Raw genomic sequence first — 22,506 nt, 5'->3', positions numbered from 1 at the left:
TTGAACGATGCTTCTTTGACCTTTGAAGCCGATTTTTCAGAAGCCCTGGGGTTTGGTTTTCGCTGCGGGTTTTTGGGGCTTCTGCACATGGAAATCATCCAGGAACGAATCGAACGGGAGTTCGGAGTGGAAGCGGTGGCGACGGCGCCTCATGTGGTGTACCGAGTGTTGACCAAAAAGGGAGAAGTGGTGGAAGTCAAATCCCCCCGAGACTTTCCCTCGTTATCAGAAATTGAGGAAGCCGAAGAACCGTATGTGGACGTGAAGATTGTGGTTCCTTCCCCATATTTAGGTGGGATTATGGAGCTCTGTCAGGGTCGCAGGGGTATTTTCAAAGACATGACCTTTCTCGATGAAAACACCGTCTTACTCTCCTATGAGCTTCCCATGGTGGAAATCCTCCTTGATTTCTATGACCGTCTGAAGGCCTTAAGTCGTGGATATGCGAGTCTCGATTATGAATTTCTGGGATATCGTCCTGCCCGGTTGGTGCGGGTCGATATTCTGGTGAACAAGGAGCGGGTGGATGGTCTGTCATTCATTTCCTGCGAGGAGAATGCTTCGTCTCGAGCTCGAGAACTGGTGAAACGCCTGAAAGAACTCATTCCTCGCCAGCTCTTTGTGGTTTCGCTCCAAGCGGCCATTAGCGGAAAGGTGATTGCCCGGGAGGATATCCCAGCTCTGCGCAAAGATGTGCTCCAGAAGTGTTACGGGGGCGATGTGACCCGAAAGAGGAAACTTCTGGAGAAGCAGAAAGAAGGGAAAAAACGGATGAAAGCTGTAGGCAAGGTTCGCATCCCCCAGGAAGCATTCCTGGCAGTCCTTCGCAGCGATCAATGAAGGCGCTTTCCGTTTATATTCACATTCCTTTTTGTGTTACGCGCTGTCGGTACTGTGATTTTGTTTCCTACCTATGGCAGGATCGCTTTCAGGTCCTTTCCTACCTGGCCTTCCTTTACCAGGAACTTTGCCTCAGAGTGGAACGCTATGCCCTGGCGGGGAGGACCGTGGAAACGGTCTATTTCGGTGGTGGTACCCCCTCGCTTCTTGAGCCTGAGGCTATTGCCTGGGTACTCAGGGCCATGAAAGAGTACTTTTCCTTTTCTCCCCGTGCCGAGATTACTCTGGAAATGCGGCCACAAGAAGGTGATGAGCGGAAAATTGGGGATTTTCGTGGGGTGGGGGTCAATCGCCTCAGTGTGGGGGTACAGTCTTTTACTCCAGAATATCTCCTTTTTCTGGGCCGGGATACCCCCAAAGAGGTGCTCTGGAAAACGCTTCATGAGACTCGGGGGCATTTTCGCTACTGGAGCATGGATTTGATATATGGCCTTCCGTTGCAGGACTTAAGCCGCTGGCAAAGGGACCTGGAACAGGCTCTTACTTTTGCTCCGCCTCACCTTTCAGTGTATAACTTAACCCTTCATTCCCAAAGTCCCCTCTTCTGGTTTTTCCGTTGTCATAAACGCTTATTTCCCTCCGTGGAGAACGAGTCAGTCCTCTGGGAATGGACCATGGTGCGCTTGAGAGAGGCAGGATATCGGCAGTATGAGATTTCCAATTTTGCCCAGCCTGGGGATGAGTGTCGGCATAATCTCCGTTACTGGAGTGACCAGGAATATCTGGGTCTGGGGGTTTCGGCCTGGTCGTATCTGAAAGGAGTGCGGGAGCGAAACACCAATTCTCTCAAACGCTATGTGCAGGCGTTGGAGAAACATACCCTCCCGATTGCATTTCGGGAGGAGCTTCCTCCTTTCCGCAGATTGGGGGAGGTGATGGTCATGGGGTTACGGAAGGGCGAAGGTCTGGCGATGGAAGACCTTGAGGGTTATCCTCCCTCTATGGTAGCGGAGAAACTGAAAACCGTAAAGCGTTTGGTACAGGAAGGTTGGTTAGACCATTCTGCGGGGCGGTATGTACTCACTCCCCGAGGGATTGTTCTGGCCAACCAGGTTCTCGCTGAACTTATTGATTAATGAGCCCAGATTGTGGTATGGTTAATCCATGATTCCGATACGGGATGAATTGCCAACTCGCCGGTTTCCGGTGGTTACAGTTTTGATAATCGGGTTGAATATCCTGATTTTCTTTTGGCAGGTACTCTTTGGTGGTTCTTCGGACCAGTTCTTTTTTCAAATTGGTCTTGTTCCGGCGTTTTTGTGGGGAAGAGCAAGACCTCTGTTGGGAGTCTTAAACCCCCTTACGACTCTTTTTACCTCCCAGTTTGTGCACGGGAATTTGTTCCATCTTCTCTTTAACATGCTGTATCTGTGGATATTTGGAAACAACGTAGAGGATATCCTGGGTCATTTCCAGTTTCTCTTTTTTTACCTGGCTTGCGGTTTGACCGCAGGTTTGGTCCATGCGCTGATATTTCCGAACTCCCTTTTGCCGGTGGTGGGAGCCAGTGGAGCCATTGCCGGAGTGATGGGAGGGTATCTGGTGTTTTTTCCCTATGCTCGGGTGGTGGTGATGGTATTCTGGGGATTTTTTGTCCAGTTTGTGCGGGTCCCGGCGCTGGTGCTTTTGGGATTCTGGATTCTCTTACAAATCGTCTACGGGCTTTTTTCTCTGGCTTTTCCTAACTATGGAGGAGTAGCCTGGTTTGCCCATCTCGGGGGATTTGCGTTGGGAGCGCTATGGAGTAAAATAGTTTCGGTGCGTCTCTATCGGCATTCCTACTGGTAGCGGTGCCCGAGGTGAGAAACACGATGCCACGTGAGGGGGAATCACAGTGCTGGTTGAAGAAATTATGTTGCCAGAAATTCTTTCCGTCAACGATTTTGACCTTTTGCGGGATGTGTTGCAGTTTTTAGCCCGCAGAAAAATGAGCGGGGTGGTGGTGGTTGACCTCGAGCAAAGGCCGGTGGGTTACTTCGTTCTGCAAAACTTCTTCCAGCAACTCATGGAAGAGGCCCAAAAAGAGGTAGCCTTGACCGGGAGCATTTTTGCTGCCCTGCGGAGTAAGCTCAAGGATCTGGCGAATCGGGAAATATCAGAGTTTATGGAGCGGAAGTTTGAGTACCTTGAAGCAGAAGAGAGCGTGGAAGATATTTTGGACCTCTTTCTGCAGACGGGTCTTGAGCTGGTGCCGGTGATTAAGGAAAATAAGATGGTGGGTGTGGTGAGTCGGGTCAAATTTCTGCAATTTTTACTGGAAAGCAAATAAATGGAGGTGGATTCTATGAACAAAAAGACCATTCGAGATATCTCAAAAGAGGAACTTAAGGGGAAGAAGGTCCTGGTCAGGGTTGATTTCAATGTTCCTCTGGATGAGCAGCGGCATATTACCGATGATACCAGAATTGTGGAGAGTCTTCCCACAATTCGGTTCCTTCTGGAACGGGGTGCCAAGGTGATCCTCGTTTCCCATCTTGGGCGTCCTAAGGGAAAACCCAAAGACGAGTTCCGCATGGATCCGGTAGCCCGAAGGCTGGAAGAGTTGTTGGGAAAGAAGGTGTACAAGGCCAACGATTGCATCGGTGAGGAGGTTGAAAAGTTGGCCAACGCCCTGCAGGAAGGAGAAGCACTCCTTTTGGAAAATGTCCGTTTTTACGCTGAGGAAGAAGCGAACGATGAAAACTTTGCCCGGTCCCTGGCCAAGCTCGCTGACCTCTACGTCAATGATGCCTTCGGGACTGCCCACCGGGCTCATGCCTCCACGGCTGGGGTTGCCAAGTTCCTTCCGGCCTATGCTGGATTTCTCATGGAGAAAGAGCTCGAAGCGCTGGGTGAAAGGCTCAATAACCCGGTGCGGCCATTCCTGGCCATTCTGGGAGGTGCGAAGGTTTCCAGTAAAATTGGGGTAATCAAGAAGTTGCTTCTCAAAGTCGATGCCCTGCTCATTGGCGGTGGTATGTCCTATACCTTTATCAAGGCCATGGGGTATGAGGTGGGAACCTCGCTTTTAGAGGAAGACATGATTGAAGAGGCGAAAAGTATCCTGAACATGGCCAAAGAGAAGGGGGTTAAGCTGGTTTTGCCGGAGGATTTCGTGGTGGCTCCAGAGGGGAAAGAGGGAGTGGAAACCAGTGTGGTGGCCTGGAATGAAATTCCTCCTAACATGGGTGGTTTTGATATCGGACCGAAGACGGTGGAAAAGTTTGGTCTTGAGGTTACTCAGGCCAAAACCATTTTCTGGAATGGCCCGCTGGGTTTGTTTGAAGTAGACCTCTTTGCCCAGGGAACGGTGGAGATCGCCAAGAAGGTGGCGCAGAGCGGGGCGGTGGTGGTGGTCGGCGGAGGGGATACCATTGCGGCGATTAAGAAAGCTGGGGTGGAAAAGCATATCACCCATATTTCAACCGGTGGAGGAGCGTCACTTGAGTTTGTGGAAGGGAGAACCCTTCCGGGAGTTGAGGTACTGCTCGACCGCTAAAAAGGGGTTTTAGGGTCCGGGAGCTCCTGGCAAATCTGGAGGATTCTCTGCCAGTGCGTTCCCGGCCAGTAGATTTTCTGGCAGTGAGGGCATTGTTTGAATTCTTCGAAACTCAGGGAGACGAAAAGGGGAACATGCGCCTTGGCTTTTTGAGGAGGAACGGGAAGGAGTGCTGCGTTACAGGAGGGACAGCGAGTGTGCGAAAGCCGGAGAGGCAATCCAAAGTGAAGGAGGATTTCTCTGAGCTGGAGAGTCAAAGATTCAGCCTGGACGAAGTACGCGATTTCTTGAGCTCTTTTAAAAAGGGCTTGGTCTTTGGTCAAAAGCGTTCGTCCTTCGAAGCGCGCTACGGCGATCAGGGTGTGGTCTTCTGCATGTCGGAAATACCTGGTGTCGTATCCAACGATGCGAAGCCAGCGGGCTAATTTTCCTAACATGCAGTCGGCAAGAAATGTTTGGTCGGTCATTTGGATTTATTGTACCACACAGTAAGGAGAGGGTAAACCTATGGTAAATACCAGACCACCGTATTTCTTAGGGATTGACATCGGTACCCAGGGCCTCCGGAGTGGCATCTTTGACGTTCGGGGAAACGTGGTGGCGCTTTCCTTCTACTCCTATCCTGAATACCATCCCCGACCCGGATGGGCAGAACAGGATCCTGGTGACTGGTGGAAGGCGACACAGGATACAGTACGGCGATGCATTTTTGAAGGGGAGGTACGTCCGGAGGAGATTGCGGCAATCAGTGTCAGTGCCAGTTCTTGCACGGTACTCCCTGTAGACCGTTTTGGGAACCCTAAGTACCGGGCGATTTTGTGGATGGATGTGAGGGCTTTTGACCAGGCTGAGCGCATCAACGCCACAGCTCATCCAGTTCTCAAGTATGCAGGTGGGCACGAGTCACCGGAATGGATGATTCCCAAAGCGCTATGGTTTAAGGAAAATCTTCCCGATGTGTTCACCAATGCTGACTACTTTGTGGAATCCCAGAATTGGATTGTTTTCAAACTGACGGATCGCTGGGTGACGTCGCACAATAACGCCATCTGCAAGTGGAACTATTGCCCGACTGAAGAGGGGTGGCCGGTTTCGCTTTTGCGGGAACTCAATTTTGAGGAACTACTTCAGAAGTGGCCCAAAGAACTCGTTCCCGTGGCAGAGAAGGTGGGGGAATTGAGTAAAAAGGCCGCATATGACCTGGGCCTTATACCAGGGACTCCCGTTATTCAAGGTGGTATTGATGCTTATGCGGCCATGGTGGGTCTGGATGTGGTTCACCCTCAGAGATTGGCCATGGTGATTGGTCCCTCCACCTGTCATTTGGCGGTTTCAGAACACCCCATTTTCAGTCCGGGTATCTGGGGTCCATATTATCAGGCGGTTTTACCCAATATGTGGATTCTCGAAGGGGGCCAGAGCACTACGGGGTCACTTATCCGGTGGTTTGTGGACCACTTTGCAAAGGAGGAATGTGGTGGTCCCTGTGAGTTGAAAACGCGAGAATTTGAGATTCTGGATGGCATGGTGGCGCAAGTTCCACCTGGTTCGGAAGGGCTCATTGTGCTTGATTACTTTCAAGGTAATCGCAGTCCTTATCAGGACCCTCTGGCCAGGGGCATGATCTTAGGACTTTCCCTCAGCCATACCAAGAAACACATTTTACGGGCGATTTACGAGGGGGCGGCGTATGGTACTTACCATATCCTGGAGACACTGGCTCAGAATGGTTTTGAGGTCCAGGAGGTGTATGTGAGTGGGGTTGGGTCTCGCAGTCGGTTGTGGTTACAGATTCATGCTGATGTCACCAACGTTCCCATTTACCTCACCACAGTGGAAGAGGCCAGCACCTTGGGAACGGCGATCTATGCAGCGGTAGGAGTGGGATTCTACGACACCATCCCGGAGGCGACGCTCAAAATGGTCCAGGTTTCAGGGCAAATCTATCCCAACCGACACCATCACGAGCGGTACCGTTTTTACTATGACCAGTATCTGCGATCCTATTTTCAGCTGAAAGAGATCATGCATGACCTTGCCACTCATACCAACAATTTCAAAAATTCCCGGAAGGAATAAAGTTTTGGGACTATTCCTTGACAATTCTCTGGCATTTATTTACAATTCACTGTGTCTTTGGGTTTTCAATCTGGCCCATGTACGGAGTGGGTGAAGTCAAAGGAGAAAAGGTCATGCAAACCAAAACGTATCTGCCATCGGTTCCGGAAATAGAAAAAAAGTGGTATGTGGTGGATGCCAAGGGGAAGGTTCTGGGAAGGTTGGCGACTCAGATCGCGAAGATTTTGATGGGGAAACACAAGACCATTTATACGCCTTCCTGGGACACGGGAGACTTTGTAATCGTGGTGAATGCCAAAGAGATTCAGGTAACCGGTAAGAAAAGGGAGCAGAAACTCTATCGCTGGCATACCGGGTATCCTGCGGGATTTCGGGAGGAATCGTTGGGAAAGCTCCTGGCAAGGAAGCCAGAGGAGGTTTTGCGGAGGGCGGTCTGGGGGATGCTTCCCCATAACCGCTTGGGAAGGAAGCTCATTCAGAAATTGAAAATTTACAGCGGTCCTTCTCATCCCCACGCGGCACAGAATCCGATTCCCTTAGAGATAAGGAGTGAATGAAGTGAGTTTGGCAATCAAATACTATGCGACTGGTAGAAGGAAGCATGCCGTGGCCAAGGTCTGGTTGACTTTGGGGAATGGAAAAGTCCGGGTGAATGGAAGACCCTTGCAGGAATATTTCCCCTGTCCGTCCTGGCAAATTCTGATTCAGAAGCCCCTGACCCTTACTGGAAGGGATTCCAGAATGGATGTGGAAGTCTTGGTAAAAGGTGGAGGATTGAGCGGTCAGGCGGGAGCAGTGGCTCATGGAATTGCTCGGGCTTTGCTCCTCGTCGATGAGAACCTTCGTCCGGTCCTGAAGAAAGCAGGGCTCTTAACCCGCGATCCCCGGATGAAGGAGCGCAAGAAATACGGGCAGCGGTCGGCACGGGCCAGATTCCAGTTCTCCAAGCGATAACCATATTGCCCCCTCTCTGGAGGGGGTTTTTTATTTCTCCCCTTTTGCTGCCCTCCAATTTGTCCTCTAAGGGGTGAGTTATGGTGCGGTATCCCCGTTTAGAGATTGACCTGAACGTAATCCAGAAGAATGTGGTAACCCTTCTTTGGCATTGCCAGAAGTGGGGTGTGAGGTCAGTCTTTGTCACCAAAGGGTTTTTGGCGGATTTTCCACTCGTTGAGATGCTCGTTGAGGCGGGGGTGCGAGATTTTGCGGATTCGAATTTGATGAACCTGCTGCGCATCCGGACGTTATTTGGGAAGGCTGTACGCCTGGAACTCATTCGCCTCCCCATGCGGGGAGAACTCGAAACCATCTGGGAGTATGGAATCATCCCTTTTGTGTCTCACTTCGGGGTGCTGCGGGAAATGAATGCGGTGGCAGAAAAGGGGCAAAAAAGTCAGCAGGTAATTCTGGCAGTGGAGAGTGGCGATGCCCGGGAAGGGTTTTTACCGCAGGAATTGTTCCTTTTGCGGGAGAAGATGCACCAACTCCCGTGGATTGAGGTCCAGGGGATTGGTTCCACCCTGGCCTGCCTCAACGGGGTTTTACCGGATCAGACCAGGATGCAAAAGCTTTTAACCCTCAAAAAGGAGTTACAAGAACAGCTTGGTGGTCGGAAAATTGGGCTCTCGGTTGGGGGGACCACCTTTATTGAGCTCTGGGAACGTGGAGAAGTTTGGGAGGGTGTGGATGAAATCCGTTTTGGGGAGGCCTTTCTCTTTGGCAGTGACATCAGCCGTAAAAGGACCATTGACTGGTTGGAACAGGGAGCCTTCACCATCTGGGCGGAAATCGTGGAAGTGTCCTCCAAAGAGGTGGCGCGGGAATCGGTACGGGGCTTCGATGCATTTGGGAAAGCAGTTTCCACACCGACTCTCGGTCAACGAAAAAGAGCCCTTTTGGCCCTGGGAAAGCAGGATGTCGATGAAAACCAGTTATATTTCCTCGGCGAGGGTGTTAAAATAATAGGGGCAACCAGTAACTACCTGGTGGTGGACGTCGAAGAAAGCAAGAAAGACTACCAAGTGGGGGATGTGTTGGGTTTTCGTGCCGGGTACGGAGCGGTGCTACGGGCCTTTCTCTCCCCATATGTGGAAAAAGTATACCGAAACACAGGGGGAAGGTGTGGAAAATGAAGAACCGTTTCAGGGGAAAACATTTTCTGGATCTGGCTGATTTTTCGAAAGAAGAGATTCTTTTTATCCTGGAATCTGCAGAAGATCTCAAAAGAAGATGGATCTTGGGAGAAAACCCTCCGGTTTTGCGAGGGAAGATTCTGGCGCTCCTCTTCGAGAAACCGTCGTTGCGGACCAGGGTTTCTTTTGAAGTGGCGGCACGGCAGTTGGGGGGAGAGAGTTTCTACTTGGGCCCACAGGAAGTGGGTCTGGGGAAGAGGGAGGCCATCAAAGATGTGGCCCAGGTTTTAAGCCGCATGGTCGACGGAATCGTGGTACGGACCTTCGCTCACGAAAGCATTCTGGAACTGGCTCATTACTCGACGGTTCCGGTGATTAACGGTCTTTCGGATCTTCACCATCCCTGCCAGGTTTTGGGAGACCTTCTGACAGTTCAGGAGAAGAAGGGGAATCTGGGGATGAAGGTGTGTTTTGTGGGCGATGGGAATAACGTCTGCCATTCCTGGATTGTGGCGGCGGCGGTTTTGGGTCTTCACCTGACAGTGAGTACCCCCTCACGGTACCGACCCAAGGAAACCATCTGGAACTGGGCGCAAGAAAAAGGTCGGGAAAGTGGTGCAGAGATTGTCTACGAGGAGAATCCCAAAGAGGCGGTACGGGGGGCGGAGGTCCTGTACACCGATGTGTGGACCAGTATGGGAAAAGAACACGAAGCCGAGGAGCGGATTTCCTTCTTTACCCCCTATCAGCTGAATGAGGAGCTTTTGGGGAGTGCTTCGCCAGAGGCCATCGTGATGCATTGCATGCCGGCGCATCGAGGTCAGGAGATTACCGATGCAGTGATCGATGGTGTTCAATCGGTGGTTCTGGATCAGGCCGAGAATCGTCTCCATGCCCAGAAAGCACTTCTTGCGCTTTGTTTAGGGGTATAGGAGAACATTGGTCTTGCCAAGTGGTTTCTGGTACTACTGTATCGAGATTCTCATCATTTATTATGTTACCTATCATCTCATTGCCCGAATCAGGGAAACCCTCCTTTTTGGACCTTTGAAGGTTCTTCTGGTTCTTTTTGTCGTGGGAGGGTGGAGCAACCTCTTGGGATTCAAAGAGCTCCGATTTTTCTGGGAACTTCTGCTTTTAGGATACTTTGGAGCAGTGCTGGTGGCCTTTCAGCCGGAAATTCGGCGCATCTATTTTGGTCATGCCTATTATCGCCGGGGATTTCTCGCCAACTATGACCTTTTTTTGGAAGGAGAAAGTCGCGCGAAGTTTATCGAGGAAGTGGTATTAACCTGTCAGGCACTGGCACGAAAAAAGGTGGGGGCGTTACTGGTTTTGGAGCGGAACCAAAGCCTGCGGGACTTTGTTCAGACCGGTATTCCCATTGATGCCGTGTTTTCTTCGGAGTTAACCTTTTCCGTATTCCTGCCAGATTCTCCTCTCCATGATGGAGCACTCATCATCAGAAATGGTAGAATAGTGGCAGCGGGATGCATCCTACCCCTGGCTGATTCCAGCCAGGTGGATAAGTTGGTCGGTACCCGTCACCGGGCAGGGATTGGAATTACCGAGCAAACGGATGCGCTGGCGGTAGTGGTCTCGGGAACCACGGGGAGGGTTTCTCTGGCGGTTCATGGTAAAATGGCCTGGGATGTGGAGATCGGTGCTTTGAAAAAGATGTTGAAAATTCTTTATAAGAAATATGGAGAATAGGATGAAGTTTCTGGCACGATACTGGCGGAGAGGATGGGAGCGATTACGGCATTTTTGGCGTTATGACTGGAAAGTGAAGCTATGGGCGCTGGCGTTCGCCTTGAGTTTGTGGTTTTTTCTGTGGAGCGCGTATCGGTAAGGTTTTGAACGATACAGAAATTGGAGACAATCGGTTGGAAGGAGGAGTTTTCCTTGAAGGATCTGGACAAAAGCAAAATCCGCAACGTGGGTCTATTCTCTCATGCCGGGGCGGGAAAAACCACCCTGACCGAGGCCATGCTTTTTAATGCTGGCCTTATCACCCGTCGGGGCAAGGTGGAAGAAGGGAATACCGTTTCGGACTGGCAATCTGAGGAGATTAAGCGTGGCATTTCGATTGACCTTTCGGTGCTCCCGTTGCCGTGGAAAGGATGCAAGCTGAACCTGGTGGACACTCCTGGGTACGCTGATTTCGTGGGCAATGTGATTGGGGCCCTGCGGGCAGTGGATAGTGGCATGGTGCTTTTGTGTGCCGTTTCCGGAGTGGAGGTAGGTACCGAAAAAGTTTTTCAGTATCTTTCCCAGGAGGGGTTACCGGTTATTTTTGTGATCAACAAGATGGACCGCGAAGGAGCGGACTTTGAAAAAACCTTAGAGGAACTCAAAGAACGCCTTACCCCTAAAGCCACACCGGTATTCTTTCCCATTGGGAAAGAGGCCAATTTCCGGGGAGTGGTGGATCTCTTTTCGTTGAAAGCGTTTTATTTTGAGGGAGAGGGGAAAGTCAAGGAGGGATCCATCCCTGAAGAGGTTAAAGAAACGGTGGATTCCTTCCGGGAAAATTTGATTGAGAATGTGGCCGAAACCAACGATGAACTGTTGAATCTCTACCTGGAAGGTCAGGAAATTGATCCACAGGTGCTACGGCAGGCATTGCGACAGGCTATTCGGGAACGAAAAATCTTTCCAGTCTTGTGTGCTTCTGGGTTGAGTAATAAAGGTGTGGCTCTTTTGAGTGATTTTCTGGTCGATTTTGCCCCCTCACCGGAGGAGCGGGGGAGGGTCAAGGGAATCAACCCGACCACCCAGGCCGAAGAGGAGAGAGGATGTGACCAGAATGAACCTTTTTCGGCTTTTGTATTCAAAATTATTAGCGACCCCTATGTGGGAAAAATTGCCCTTTTCCGGGTTTTTTCAGGGAAAATTTCTCCGGAGGCCAAGCTGTACAATGCGTCTCGGGGGGTGGAGGAAAAAATTGGTCAGCTGGTCTTTTTACGGGGAAAGAATCAGGAACAGACCAAAGAGGTCACTGCTGGGGATATTGCGGCAGTGGCCAAAATCAGCGAAATCTATTTGGGTGACACCTTAGCGGACAAAGACCACCCCATTGTTTTCCCTCCCCTTACCTACCCGGAGCCGAACTATCTGGCGGCAATCCGGCCGCTGGGTAAAGGTGACGAGGAGAAGATTAGCCAGGCCCTCAGCCGGGTGTTGGAGGAAGATCCCACCCTCAAGGTCCAGCGGGACCCAGACACCAAGGAAGATATCCTCTACGGTTTGGGGGACATCCATCTGGATGTGGTAGTGGATAAGATGAAACGGAAGTTCGGGGTGGAGGTTGGTTTGTCGATTCCTCAGGTTCCCTATAAAGAGACCATCAAAAAGAACGCCAAAGCGGAAGGGAAGTACAAGAGACAATCCGGTGGTCGAGGTCAGTACGGTCATGCCTGGATTGAACTGGAGCCCCTGCCCCGGGGACAGGGATTTGAGTTTGTGGACAAAATCGTGGGGGGCGTGATTCCTCGCAACTACATTCCGGCGGTGGAAAAGGGCGTTCAGGAAGCGATGCAGGAGGGAATTTTGGCCGGGTATCCGGTCATCGATGTGCGGGTGACGGTGTACGATGGTTCCTACCATCCGGTGGATTCTTCGGATATGGCCTTTAAGATTGCCGGTTCGATGGCCTTCCGTAAGGGAGCATCCGAAGCGAATCCGGTGCTCTTGGAACCCATCATGAACGTTGAGGTTCTGGTGCCTGACGAGAATATGGGCGACGTCATTGGGGACCTCAATGCCCGACGAGGACGGATTCTGGGAATGGAACCACAGAATGGGTATCAGAAGGTGAAAGCGATGGTGCCTTTGGCGGAACTGTTCCGGTATTCGGTGGACCTTCGGTCCATTACCCAGGGACGGGGTTCTTTTTCCATGCGCTTCTCGCACTACGAGGAAGTCCCGGCGCAGATTGCAGAGGGTATCATTGAGAAAGCCAAAAAGGAAAAAGAAGTGGCCGAGTGAAGGAGATTTCTCTTTTCGTAGGTGTTGACCTTCTGGAAATCGAAGCCGTGCGCAATACACTCTGTCGATTCCGGGAACGGTTTTTAAACCGGATTTTCGTGGATGAGGAGCTTGATTTTTACGCTCATAAAGGAGAAAAGCGATTTCAGGAGGGTGTTGCGGCTCTTTTCGCCAGTAAAGAGGCGGTCAAAAAGCTCTTCCTCCAGAGGGGAGAAACCATTGGATGGAAGGCCATCCGGGTTCTCCATACCAGTTCAGGGAAACCGGTGGTGCAACTCTCTCCCCCCTTTGAGGGGCGATTCTCCCAGATTTCACTTTCCATTTCACATTCCCGCTTGGCGGTGGTGGCTGTAGCGGTGGCCTGGGGTGAGGAATGATGATTGAGCTGGTTACACCTCAAACCATGCAGCATCTGGAGCAAGAATGTGTTGAGCGGTTGGGTATCACGACCCGGCTTCTCATGGAAAATGCTGGAGGAAGGGTGGCTGAGGAAGCGGCATCTTTTGTTACGGATTTGGGATTGAACCAAGTATTTGTGGTCTGTGGAGTGGGGAATAACGGGGGCGATGGACTGGTGGCAGCCAGGCATCTGCGCAGTCGTTTTCGGAACCTGGAAATCACCGTTTACCTGGTGGGTGAGAAGGAGAAAATGACTCCGGATACCGCTGCAAACTATACCCTTTTTGCCGCCCTCGGTGGGTCAGTGAGGGAGGTGCGTGTGGCAAACGATTTGGAGTTTATGGAGCCTGCCCTCATCATTGATGCCCTTTTTGGTACGGGGCTCCGCAGAGCTCCTCAGGGAATCTTTGCCGAAGTTATTCGAAAAATCAATCAGTCATCCTGTACGGTGCTTTCCATTGATGTTCCCTCAGGTGTCGATGCCGGAAGCGGAATGGTCTTTGGTGAAGCAGTACGGGCGCACTGTACCGTCACCATGGGAAAGTGTAAACAGGGTTTGGTGCAATTTCCGGCACGGGAATATATGGGAAGACTGAAGTGTGTGGATATCGGAGTGCCCTTAAGCGATAAGGCCGATGCCTTTCTCCTTACCCCCCAGGATGTCGTAGCCTTTTTGCCGCAGCGGGACTGGAGTACCCATAAAATTTCCGCTGGGGTTTTGGGGATGGTGGCGGGGTCTTCAGCCATGTTGGGGGCTGGAATGCTCCTTGCTTTTGGTGCCTATCAGGTGGGGGCAGGAATGGTGGTCTGGCCACTTCCCGAAGAACTTGCTTCTCTGGTCAAATTGGTCTTGCCGGAACTGGTGAGTGTGGTGCTTCCTCGCCGATCCAAAACCCCAGAATTCCATTATGCGCTTTCTGATTTTTTAGCAGTAAAAGAGGCAGTAGAAGCCAGAAAGTGCCGGTGCCTGGCTGTAGGTCCGGGGCTGGGTGGAACACCTTCTACGGCCTTCTTTCTGGAGCGGTTGGTGGAAGAAATCCCCTTTGGTGGGGTTCTGGATGCCGATGCGCTGAATATCATTGCCCAAAATCGAAAGTGCTTTAAGGGAAAACTCTCCTCCTGGATTCTCACTCCTCATGCTGGGGAAATGGGGAGGCTCTTGGGGATTCCGGTCGTCGAGGTGAATCAAGATCGGATTTCCGCTTGTCGGGCCTGTGCTGATTATTTCCAGAGTGTGGTGGTGCTCAAAGGTGCGGGAACACTCATCGCCTCACCGGACGGTACGGTGGTGGTGAATCCCACTGGGGGTCCGAATCTGGCGACTGCGGGAAGTGGTGATGTTTTAACGGGAATGATTGGGGGGTTGAGGGCCCAGGGGTTGGGATTGTGGGAGTCGGCTCTTTGTGGTGTGTTTCTGCACGGGGTAGCCGGTGACCTCCTGGAAGAAGAAGGAAAGAAACACATTGTGGCTCGAGAAATCGCAGAAAAGGTGCGCGAATCAAGAAAGGTGATCGAAGGTGGACAGTATACCATCCCATTTTTGGCTGGAAATCAATGTTCAGAACCTCCGACACAACTGGGAAATTCTTAGGCGTATCGCTACGCCTCATAGCCGCATCATGGCGGTGGTGAAATCGGGTTGCTATGGGCATGGTTTGGAGGCGGCAGAATTCCTCTTCTCATTCGGAATCAGGGATTTTGGTGTTTCCTCGGTTGAAGAGGGACAGGAGTTAAAGGAGAGGGGAGTTGGAGGAACCATTTATATTTTAGGGGGATTTCTTCCCTGGGAGGCAGAGGCCATTGTGGAAGAAGGGTTCATCCCGGTGGTATCGTCTCCAAGGGACCTTGAATTGCTCGAGGAAGCCAGTAAGAAAAAAGGGAAAAGAACACCCTTTCATCTCAAGGTGGACACGGGTATGGGCAGGTTGGGTTTTCTCCTGGAAGAGTTGAAGTCCAGTTTTCTTGAGACGGTGACCCAAAAATCCTTTTTACGTATGGATGGGGTGATGACTCATTTTGGAAGTGCCGAGTCTGACCCCATGTATACCAGGTGGCAATTCGAACGCTTTTCCTGGTTCCTGAATAGTTTTGGTCCGGAAAGGAAAAACCTCGTTGGTCACTGCTGTAACAGTGCCGGTTTTTTGAGTTTTCCTGAGATGCACCTGGATATGTCTCGCATTGGGATTGCGCTTTTTGGGATCTCGCCAACCCTCAAGGTAGATCTGGTTGCGGAGAGGGGGTTAAGGCCGGTGGCTCAGCTCAAAGCGGTGGTCAAATACGTAAAAAGCCTCCCGCCCGGTTTTCGGGTTGGTTATGGAGGTACATTCATCACTGTTCGGGATACCAAGGTGGCTATTGTTTCCATCGGGTATGCTCAGGGGGTTTTCCGTGTTCTTTCTAACCGGATGGAAGTGCTGGTGAGAAAAAGGAGAGCAAAGGTGATAGGCGCCATTTCCATGGACCAGTTAACGGTTGATGTGACCGATATCCCCGAGGTGAAAGAGGGTGACCTGGTAACCTTAATCGGTAGGGATGGGGAGGAAGAAATCCGGGTAGAGGACCTGGCCCGGCTTGCGGGGACTATTCCCCACGAAGTCCTCTGTAGCTTGAAGAAAGTAAAGACTCGGGTGTTCATCGAGAATACGCATGGGTCAGCGAAGCCATAGTGAGGGAGAGACCCGAAAAATTGGGGAGGACCTGGTGGTTCATATCCCCATTCCGGCTCTGGTGCTCTTACAGGGCGAATTGGGGGCGGGGAAGACGGTGTTGGTGAAAGGGATGGCACAGGGATTGGGGATTGACCCAAAAGTCGTACACAGTCCTACCTTTGCGCTTGTTCATGAATACCTGGGGGGAAGGGCTCCTCTTTTCCATATGGATTTTTACCGTCTGGAAAAATGGGAAGAAGTGGTGCATTTGGGATTCGAAGAGTATCTGGAGCGAGGGGGTCTACTGGTGGTGGAGTGGGGCGATAAGTTTCTCCCCTTTTTTTCCCCTCCCTTCTGGGTGGTGGAATTGCAGGTGGTTGCGCCGAATGAACGGGAGATTACGGTGAAGCGGTGGGCACCATGATTTTGGCGCTTGATAGCAGTACCAGCTGGATGAGTATGGGTTTATTTGAAAAGGACAAAACGTTTTTTGAGGTGAGCCACCACACCACGATGGGTCATTCCCGACTGATTTTCCGGTATCTGGAACGCTTAGGGGAGGAGTTTAACTTTTTAGAGGTAATCCAAGCAGTGGTGGTGGGCCTTGGTCCGGGGTTTTTTACCGGGGTTAAGATTGCCACCATGATTGGGAAAAGCTTAGCCTATGCGCTCCAAAAACCCGTTTACGGTTTTTCCACTTTGGAGGTGATGGCCAATCAAGTTAGCGAAGCCGAGGTTCAGGCCTGTGGGTATCAGGTTCTTGTTCCGGTCATCATGCACAAAAGAAATGAGGTTTTCTGGACGGAACTCAACCCTGATTTTAGGGTCAACCCCGGTGACCTCAACATTCAAACCGGTTCTTTAGAGAGTTTCGTGAACGCCTTGGGGAAGCCGAAGGATTCCCTGATTATCACCCCCTGGGCTGAACTCAAGACCTATTTTGAAAACCAGGGATTGAATTGTTACTATTCTCCTTTTGCCTTTCCTCAAGCACGAAGCCTGGCACATCTGTATTTCCTGCGTCAAAGCCAATGTTCCTCGCACTGGACGACCCTGTTTCAGTTGGTGCCCATCTATGGCTCAAAAATATTTCATGGATGAAGAGTTTATACAGGAAGAGAATGGCTTCAAAATCGCGAAGATGCGGACCCAGCACATCCCTTTTATTGTGGCTATTGAGCGCAAGTCTTTTTCTCAACCCTGGTCGTACTCGCTATTTTTGAGCGAGATATCCAATCGCGTGGCCTCCTACTTTGTAGCCTTATGGCACGAGAAGGTGATTGGCTACATCGGCCTGTGGCTTTTATTCGAAGAGGCCCATATCACCACCTTTGCTATCCATCCTGCTTATCGGAGAAAAGGGTTTGGGAAAAGGCTTTTTGCCTATGCATTGCGCTACGCCCAGCTCCGCGGATGTAAGGAGGTACTCTTAGAAGTGCGGGTTTCGAATCTGGTGGCGCAGAATCTGTATCGGGAATTTGGCTTTCTTCCCATAGGAAGGCGCCGGAGGTACTATGCGGATGGTGAAGATGCCATTGTGATGAGAAAAGACCTGACGGAAGGGAGTTGAGGCGGTGCTCATTCTGGGGATTGAAACCAGCTGCGATGATAGCTGCGTGGCGGTGGTGAATGGAGAAAAGACGGTTTTATCGAACGTGATTTCGAGTCAGGTTGATTTTCATCGTCAATTTGGAGGGGTGGTTCCAGAGATTGCGGCTCGAAAACATCTGGAATTGCTTTTTCCCGTTCTCGACCAGGCTCTACACCAGGCCCAGGTGGAGCTCCAGGATGTAGACCTGGTGGCGGTTACCCGGGGGCCAGGTCTTTTAGGGTCACTCCTCATGGGAATGTGCTTGGCGAAAGTGATTGCCATCACCCGCAAGAAACCTCTGGTGGGGGTGAACCACCTTGAGGGACATCTCTTTGCGGTGCTCCTCGACCATCCCCACGTTGTTCCTCCTTTTGTTTGTCTTCTGGTTTCTGGCGGTCACACCGAGCTTGTGGCGGTGGAAAACTGGGGGGTGTATCGCCCTTTGGGACGGACGAGGGACGATGCAGCGGGTGAAGCCTATGATAAGGTAGCCAAGTTTTTGGGTTTGGGGTATCCGGGAGGAGGAATCATCGACCAACTGAGCAAAAAAGGAGACCCGGCACGCTTTTTCTTTCCCGGGGGTTTGGAGTATGAGGATACCCTGGACTTCAGTTTTAGTGGCTTGAAAACCGCGGTAATCCGAACATTCTCTGGACTTCCGGAAGTGGAAAAAGGAGACCCTCAGGTATTAACGGACCTGGTGGCCTCTTTTCAGGAAAGTGTGGTGCGGATTCTCACGAAGAAAACCATCCGGGCTCTGGAGCATACCGGCTATCGTCAGGTGGTGGTAGGAGGAGGAGTAGCAGCCAACTCTGCCTTGCGGCAAATGATGCAGAAAGAAGCCGAACAAAGAGGATTTCGGGTGTATTTCCCTTCCCTTTCCTTTTGCACCGACAACGGTGCGATGGTGGCAGTGTGCGGGTTATACCGTTTTCTTCGTGGGCAGAGGGATGCTCTGACCATAGAGCCCGAGCCGCAACTCTCCCTGTAACGGGGGATTATCCAGTTTGCTTTGTAAGAGACTTTTGTGGTATGATTCTACATTGTGTTTTATTGTACAGGATACTCATGATGGACATAGAGAGAAGGAAGGTGTTGGAAATATGGCCAAAGAACTCGTTTTCGGCGCTGAAGCACGTAAGGCGATGGAGGAAGGGATTGACCGCCTGGCAAACGCGGTGAGGCTCACTCTGGGACCCAGGGGAAGGAATGTGATTCTGGAAAAGAAATACGGTTCACCCACGGTGACCAATGATGGGGTAACCATTGCTCGAGAAATTGAAATCGATGATTATTTCCAGAATCTGGGAGCCAGACTGGTTCGAGAAGTGGCTTCCAAAACCAACGATGTGGCTGGAGATGGCACCACCACGGCAGTGGTGCTGGCCCAAAAGATGGCTAAGGAGGGTCTCAAAGCCGTCACCGCTGGATATAACCCCATATTCCTCAAAAGCGGAATGGAAAAGGCCAGGGGTTTAGCGTTCAAAGCCATGGAGCGGTATACCATTGCCGTCGAAGGGAAAGAAGCCGTGGCGCAGGTTGCTTCTATTTCGGCGAACGATGCTCAGATTGGAGCCATCATTGCCGAGGCTATGGAAAAAGTGGGTCGGGATGGGGTGGTTACAGTGGAGGAATCGAAATCCGCGGAGACCACCTTGGAAGTGGTGGAGGGAATGCAGTTTGACCGTGGATTTTTGTCTCCCTATTTTGTCACCGATGCTGAAAAAATGGAAGTGGTTCTGGAGGAACCATTCCTTCTGATTACCGACTTCAAAATCAGTACCCTGCAGAGTTTCCTTCCTCTTTTGCAGCAGATTGTACAGGTGGGAAAACCCCTGTTTATCATCGCCGAGGATCTGGAGGGAGAAGCATTAGCTGCACTGGTTGTGAATACCCTCAAAGGAGTAATCCGGGTGGCTGCAGTCAAGGCTCCCGCTTTTGGTGATAGGAGAAAAGAGATATTGCAGGACATTGCCGTATTAACTGGTGGTCAAGTGATTGCTCAAGAAGTCGGGATGAAGCTGGAAAAGGTGACCCTGGACCTTTTGGGGAAAGCGGAGAAGGTCAAAGTGACCAAGGACCATACCGTTATTGTGGGTGGTCAGGGTAAAAGAGTTGATATACAGTCCAGGATTGAGCAGATTCGGGCACAGATTGCTAAGGCCACCTCAGATTACGATCGGGAAAAGCTTCAGGAACGATTGGCCAAATTGGTTGGTGGGGTAGCCGTCATCCGGGTTGGTGCTCCGACCGAAGTGGAAATGAAAGAGAAAAAGCACCGGGTTGAAGATGCTCTTTCGGCGACCCGGGCAGCCGTAGAGGAAGGCATTGTTCCCGGAGGAGGAGCAACGCTGGTCCACGTGGCTCGTGAGCTTGATTTTCAGGGATACTCAGAGGAAGAACGAGTTGGAGCAGAAATTGTGCGACGAGCCATGGAGGAACCGACCCGAAGAATCGCTGAAAATGCTGGATTTAACGGTGCTTTGGTTGTGGAAACGATAAAAAAAGAGGATTGGCGAGTAGGATTTGATGTCTTGCAGGGTCAGTTTGTGGATATGATTACTGCAGGGATTCTGGATCCGGTTAAAGTCACCAAGGCGGCACTGCAGAATGCGGTGAGTGTGGCTTCGCTCATCCTCACCACTCAGGTTTTGGTGGTGGAAGGGAAGGAAAAAAAAGAAACGCCACAACCCAGGTGAGCGTTTTGCCCTGAGGACGGTTTTTGTTGCCATCCTCAGGGCTTTTTCTTTTTGGAGGGGAGTTCTACCGTTTACTCCTTCCTCGTTCGCTTTAGTTTGAGATTCAAGAGGAAGAAGGGTATAATGCTAAGAAATCTTCCGGGTTGAAGGGTGAGTGAGATGGACTGCTGGTCTTTAGGAAAAGGCCGTTTTGCAAGGATGACTTTTGGCTTTGATGATGTTTCCCTGGTACCGGGTGTGGTTACCATCGACCCTAAGGATGTGGATGTTTCCACCACCATAGGGGATGTTTCACTTGGTATCCCCATACTGGGTGCAGCGATGGATGGGGTCATTGACCCGGTAATGGCGCAAGAACTTGGAAAATTGGGGGGATTGGGGGTACTCAATTTAGAAGGGTTGTTTACTCGGTATCCTGACCCCTATGAACACATTGCCGAGTTGATCGTAAAGCCAAAGGAAGAGGTGGCTTCGTTTCTCCAACGGTTATATCAGGAACCGATTAAAGAGGAACTGATAGCCGGGTGTATTCAGAAGATTAAAGCACAGGGCGTGCTTGCCGCTGGTTCGGTAACCCCTTCCAGGGCAGAAACGATTGGGAAGGTTGCTTTAGAAACTGGTCTTGATATCCTGGTCATTCAATCCACGGTTACCACCCTGCGTTACGTTTCTTCTACGGTGAACGTCCTGGATTTAGAGCGTTTCTGTAAGAACACCAAGGTTCCAGTGATAGTGGGAAACTGTGCCACCTATGAGGTGGCGTTGGAACTCATGAAGGCGGGTGCGGCAGGGGTTCTGGTGGGCATTGGGCCGGGAGCTGCCTGCACCACTCGAGCGGTTCTGGGAATTGGTGTGCCTCAGATTACCGCCACGGTGGATGTGGCCTGTGCCAGAGATGACTATTTTAAGGCTACTGGTCGGCGGGTAGCCGTCATTACTGACGGGGGGATGCGGGTTGGAGGCGATATTGCCAAAGCCATTGCCAGCGGAGCCGATGCGGTCATGATTGGAGCACCGCTGGCCTGTGCGCAGGAAGCTCCGGGACGGGGGCACCACTGGGGGATGGCTACACCGGACCCCAACTTGCCGCGGGGGACGCTGGTTACGGTGGGGATTAAGGGAACCCTGCGAGAGATCCTCTTTGGCCCGAGCCACCTCACTGACGGAACCATGAACCTGGTGGGAGCGTTGCGAGGTTCCATGGGGTCCTTAGGGGCAAAGGACATTCGTGCCATGCAGAAAGTTGAAATTGCGATTTCTCCCAGCATCTGGAACGAGGGAAAGTTCCTGCAGAAGACGCAGGGAGTGGGGATGGGGAAATAAGGTGGATAAAATCGTCATTCTGGATTACGGTTCTCAGTATACTCAGCTCATCGCTCGAAGAATTCGTGAGCTTCAGGTGTATTGTGAAATATGGCCCTACCATCTTGCCGGCCACAATCTTGACGATTCCGAAATTAAAGGCATCATCATTTCGGGTAGTCCCTACAGTGTCACCGATGAAAACGCCCCCCGGTTAAAAGAAGAGGTCCTGGCGGTGGATAAGCCGATTTTGGGTATCTGTTACGGAATGCAACTCCTGGTGAATACCCTGGGTGGGAAGGTGGTTCGGGCGCACAGTCGAGAGTATGGGAAGTCACTCCTTTACCCCCTGGAGAAGAAAGGGATTTTTGAGAACCTGGGCAATGAAATGGTTTGCTGGATGAGCCATGGCGATAGTGTGAAGGAATTGCCTGAGGGGTTTACCTGTGTGGCGAGAACCGATGCCTGTGAGTACGCGGCAGTCCGGGACCAGAAGGGGAGAATCTGGGGAATTCAGTTTCATCCTGAAGTGTCTCATACGCCTCTTGGCCAGGAAATTCTGGCTAATTTCATCTTTACCATTTGCGGCTGCGCTGCCCAGTGGACTCCGGATTCCATTCTGAAGCAACAAATCCAGTGGATTCGGAACGAGGTGGAGTCGGGTGAAGCGGTGTGTGCGCTGAGTGGCGGCGTTGATTCAGTCACTGCGGCTGTGCTCACCTATCGGGCCATTGGCAATCGGTTGAACTGTATCTTTGTCAACAATGGTCTTTTGCGCAAAGGGGAAGCTGAGCAGGTGCTCTCGAATATGAGGGCACTTTTGGGAAAAGAGCGGACCATTTATGTTGATGCCAGGGAACGTTTCCTGGGGGCTTTGAAAGGAGTTCTGGATCCAGAGGAAAAGAGAAAAATCATTGGGCGGGTTTTTGTGGAGGTTTTTGAGGAGGAAGCCCAGAGGTTGGGGGAAGTGCAGTACCTGCTCCAGGGCACCACCTATCCCGATGTGATTGAGAGTGTTTCCGTCTGGGGGCCCTCGGCTCGAATCAAGACCCATCACAATGTGGGTGGATTACCGGAGCATATGCAGTTAACCCTGATTGAGCCGTTGAAGTTCCTGTTCAAGGATGAAGTGAGGAAGCTGGCCATCGAGCTTGGCATTCCTGAAGAAATTGTCTGGAGGCAACCCTTCCCGGGTCCGGGACTGGCGGTGCGCATCGTGGGGGAAGTCACCGAAGAGCGATTAGAGATTCTTCGAGACATGGACGCCATCATCAATCAGGAATTGAAG

The 22,506-nt window shown here is 51.4% G+C and carries 24 protein-coding genes; 23 read left to right on the top strand and 1 reads right to left on the bottom strand.

Annotated elements, in window-relative coordinates:
- From ABDK92_07855 to ABDK92_07835, 5 genes are all read left to right on the top strand, one after another.
- Positions 1-840, top strand: an 840-nt coding sequence (locus ABDK92_07855; GenBank protein ID MEN3186529.1) for an elongation factor 4, incomplete at its 5' end; no start/stop codon positions are given.
- Positions 837-1,976 (top strand): radical SAM family heme chaperone HemW, encoded by a 1,140-nt coding sequence (gene hemW / locus ABDK92_07850; protein MEN3186528.1) that lies wholly within the window; start codon positions 837-839, stop codon positions 1,974-1,976. The genes ABDK92_07855 and hemW, both read left to right, overlap by 4 nt.
- Positions 1,977-2,004: 28 nt before the next feature.
- Positions 2,005-2,688 (top strand): rhomboid family intramembrane serine protease, encoded by a 684-nt coding sequence (locus ABDK92_07845; protein MEN3186527.1) that lies wholly within the window; start codon positions 2,005-2,007, stop codon positions 2,686-2,688.
- A gap of 46 nt (positions 2,689-2,734) precedes the next feature.
- Positions 2,735-3,169: a CBS domain-containing protein gene (locus tag ABDK92_07840; GenBank protein ID MEN3186526.1), complete on the top strand. Its 435-nt coding sequence runs from the start codon at positions 2,735-2,737 to the stop codon at positions 3,167-3,169.
- Positions 3,170-3,184: 15 nt separating this feature from the next.
- The gene (locus tag ABDK92_07835; protein ID MEN3186525.1) at positions 3,185-4,378 is read left to right on the top strand and encodes a phosphoglycerate kinase; all 1,194 of its coding nucleotides are present in this window, start codon (positions 3,185-3,187) and stop codon (positions 4,376-4,378) included.
- On the opposite strand, the gene ABDK92_07830 is transcribed toward ABDK92_07835, so the two are convergent.
- Positions 4,375-4,845, bottom strand: a complete 471-nt coding sequence (locus ABDK92_07830) for a Mut7-C RNAse domain-containing protein (GenBank protein MEN3186524.1) — start codon at positions 4,843-4,845, stop codon at positions 4,375-4,377. The genes ABDK92_07835 and ABDK92_07830 overlap by 4 nt on opposite strands.
- 40 nt (positions 4,846-4,885) lie before the next feature.
- Between ABDK92_07830 and ABDK92_07825 the strand changes: the two genes are divergently transcribed.
- From ABDK92_07825 to guaA, 18 genes are all read left to right on the top strand, one after another.
- On the top strand, positions 4,886-6,457 hold the full coding sequence (locus ABDK92_07825; protein ID MEN3186523.1) for an FGGY-family carbohydrate kinase: 1,572 nt from the start codon (positions 4,886-4,888) through the stop codon (positions 6,455-6,457).
- Between the two features lie 113 nt (positions 6,458-6,570).
- Complete coding sequence (rplM, locus tag ABDK92_07820; GenBank protein MEN3186522.1) at positions 6,571-7,014, top strand: 50S ribosomal protein L13; 444 nt, start codon at positions 6,571-6,573, stop codon at positions 7,012-7,014.
- 7 nt (positions 7,015-7,021) lie between these two features.
- Positions 7,022-7,411: a 30S ribosomal protein S9 gene (gene rpsI, locus ABDK92_07815; protein MEN3186521.1), complete on the top strand. Its 390-nt coding sequence runs from the start codon at positions 7,022-7,024 to the stop codon at positions 7,409-7,411.
- Between the two features lie 80 nt (positions 7,412-7,491).
- Positions 7,492-8,589, top strand: a complete 1,098-nt coding sequence (locus ABDK92_07810; protein ID MEN3186520.1) for an alanine racemase — start codon at positions 7,492-7,494, stop codon at positions 8,587-8,589.
- Entirely contained in the window at positions 8,586-9,521 is a 936-nt protein-coding gene (gene argF / locus ABDK92_07805; protein ID MEN3186519.1) for an ornithine carbamoyltransferase, read from the top strand. The genes ABDK92_07810 and argF overlap by 4 nt, the downstream gene beginning before the upstream one ends.
- Positions 9,522-9,534: 13 nt before the next feature.
- Positions 9,535-10,302: a diadenylate cyclase CdaA gene (cdaA, locus tag ABDK92_07800; GenBank protein ID MEN3186518.1), complete on the top strand. Its 768-nt coding sequence runs from the start codon at positions 9,535-9,537 to the stop codon at positions 10,300-10,302.
- A gap of 1 nt (position 10,303) precedes the next feature.
- Entirely contained in the window at positions 10,304-10,441 is a 138-nt protein-coding gene (locus ABDK92_07795) for a hypothetical protein (protein ID MEN3186517.1), read from the top strand.
- A gap of 53 nt (positions 10,442-10,494) precedes the next feature.
- On the top strand, positions 10,495-12,579 hold the full coding sequence (gene fusA / locus ABDK92_07790) for an elongation factor G (GenBank protein ID MEN3186516.1): 2,085 nt from the start codon (positions 10,495-10,497) through the stop codon (positions 12,577-12,579).
- The gene (locus ABDK92_07785; GenBank protein ID MEN3186515.1) at positions 12,576-12,956 is read left to right on the top strand and encodes a 4'-phosphopantetheinyl transferase superfamily protein; all 381 of its coding nucleotides are present in this window, start codon (positions 12,576-12,578) and stop codon (positions 12,954-12,956) included. The genes fusA and ABDK92_07785 overlap by 4 nt, the downstream gene beginning before the upstream one ends.
- On the top strand, positions 12,953-14,569 hold the full coding sequence (locus tag ABDK92_07780; protein ID MEN3186514.1) for an NAD(P)H-hydrate dehydratase: 1,617 nt from the start codon (positions 12,953-12,955) through the stop codon (positions 14,567-14,569). The genes ABDK92_07785 and ABDK92_07780 overlap by 4 nt, the downstream gene beginning before the upstream one ends.
- Positions 14,496-15,644 (top strand): alanine racemase, encoded by a 1,149-nt coding sequence (gene alr / locus ABDK92_07775; GenBank protein ID MEN3186513.1) that lies wholly within the window; start codon positions 14,496-14,498, stop codon positions 15,642-15,644. The genes ABDK92_07780 and alr overlap by 74 nt, the downstream gene beginning before the upstream one ends.
- Entirely contained in the window at positions 15,625-16,050 is a 426-nt protein-coding gene (gene tsaE, locus ABDK92_07770; protein ID MEN3186512.1) for a tRNA (adenosine(37)-N6)-threonylcarbamoyltransferase complex ATPase subunit type 1 TsaE, read from the top strand. Before alr ends, tsaE begins: the two co-directional genes overlap by 20 nt.
- Positions 16,047-16,727, top strand: a complete 681-nt coding sequence (tsaB, locus tag ABDK92_07765; protein MEN3186511.1) for a tRNA (adenosine(37)-N6)-threonylcarbamoyltransferase complex dimerization subunit type 1 TsaB — start codon at positions 16,047-16,049, stop codon at positions 16,725-16,727. The genes tsaE and tsaB overlap by 4 nt, the downstream gene beginning before the upstream one ends.
- Positions 16,702-17,196, top strand: coding sequence for a ribosomal protein S18-alanine N-acetyltransferase (rimI, locus tag ABDK92_07760; GenBank protein ID MEN3186510.1), 495 nt, complete (start codon positions 16,702-16,704; stop codon positions 17,194-17,196). Before tsaB ends, rimI begins: the two co-directional genes overlap by 26 nt.
- Positions 17,197-17,200: 4 nt before the next feature.
- The gene (gene tsaD / locus ABDK92_07755; protein MEN3186509.1) at positions 17,201-18,208 is read left to right on the top strand and encodes a tRNA (adenosine(37)-N6)-threonylcarbamoyltransferase complex transferase subunit TsaD; all 1,008 of its coding nucleotides are present in this window, start codon (positions 17,201-17,203) and stop codon (positions 18,206-18,208) included.
- Between the two features lie 112 nt (positions 18,209-18,320).
- The gene (groL, locus tag ABDK92_07750) at positions 18,321-19,916 is read left to right on the top strand and encodes a chaperonin GroEL (protein MEN3186508.1); all 1,596 of its coding nucleotides are present in this window, start codon (positions 18,321-18,323) and stop codon (positions 19,914-19,916) included.
- 159 nt (positions 19,917-20,075) lie between these two features.
- Positions 20,076-21,239 (top strand): GuaB3 family IMP dehydrogenase-related protein, encoded by a 1,164-nt coding sequence (locus tag ABDK92_07745; protein MEN3186507.1) that lies wholly within the window; start codon positions 20,076-20,078, stop codon positions 21,237-21,239.
- A gap of 1 nt (position 21,240) precedes the next feature.
- A partial coding sequence (gene guaA, locus ABDK92_07740; protein ID MEN3186506.1) for a glutamine-hydrolyzing GMP synthase occupies positions 21,241-22,506 on the top strand: 1,266 nt, incomplete at its 3' end.

The organism is Atribacterota bacterium, assembly GCA_039638595.1.
In the GTDB taxonomy this organism is placed as follows: domain Bacteria; phylum Atribacterota; class Atribacteria; order Atribacterales; family Caldatribacteriaceae; genus Profundicultor; species Profundicultor thermophilus.
This window is presented reverse-complemented; position numbering and strand designations above follow the sequence as displayed.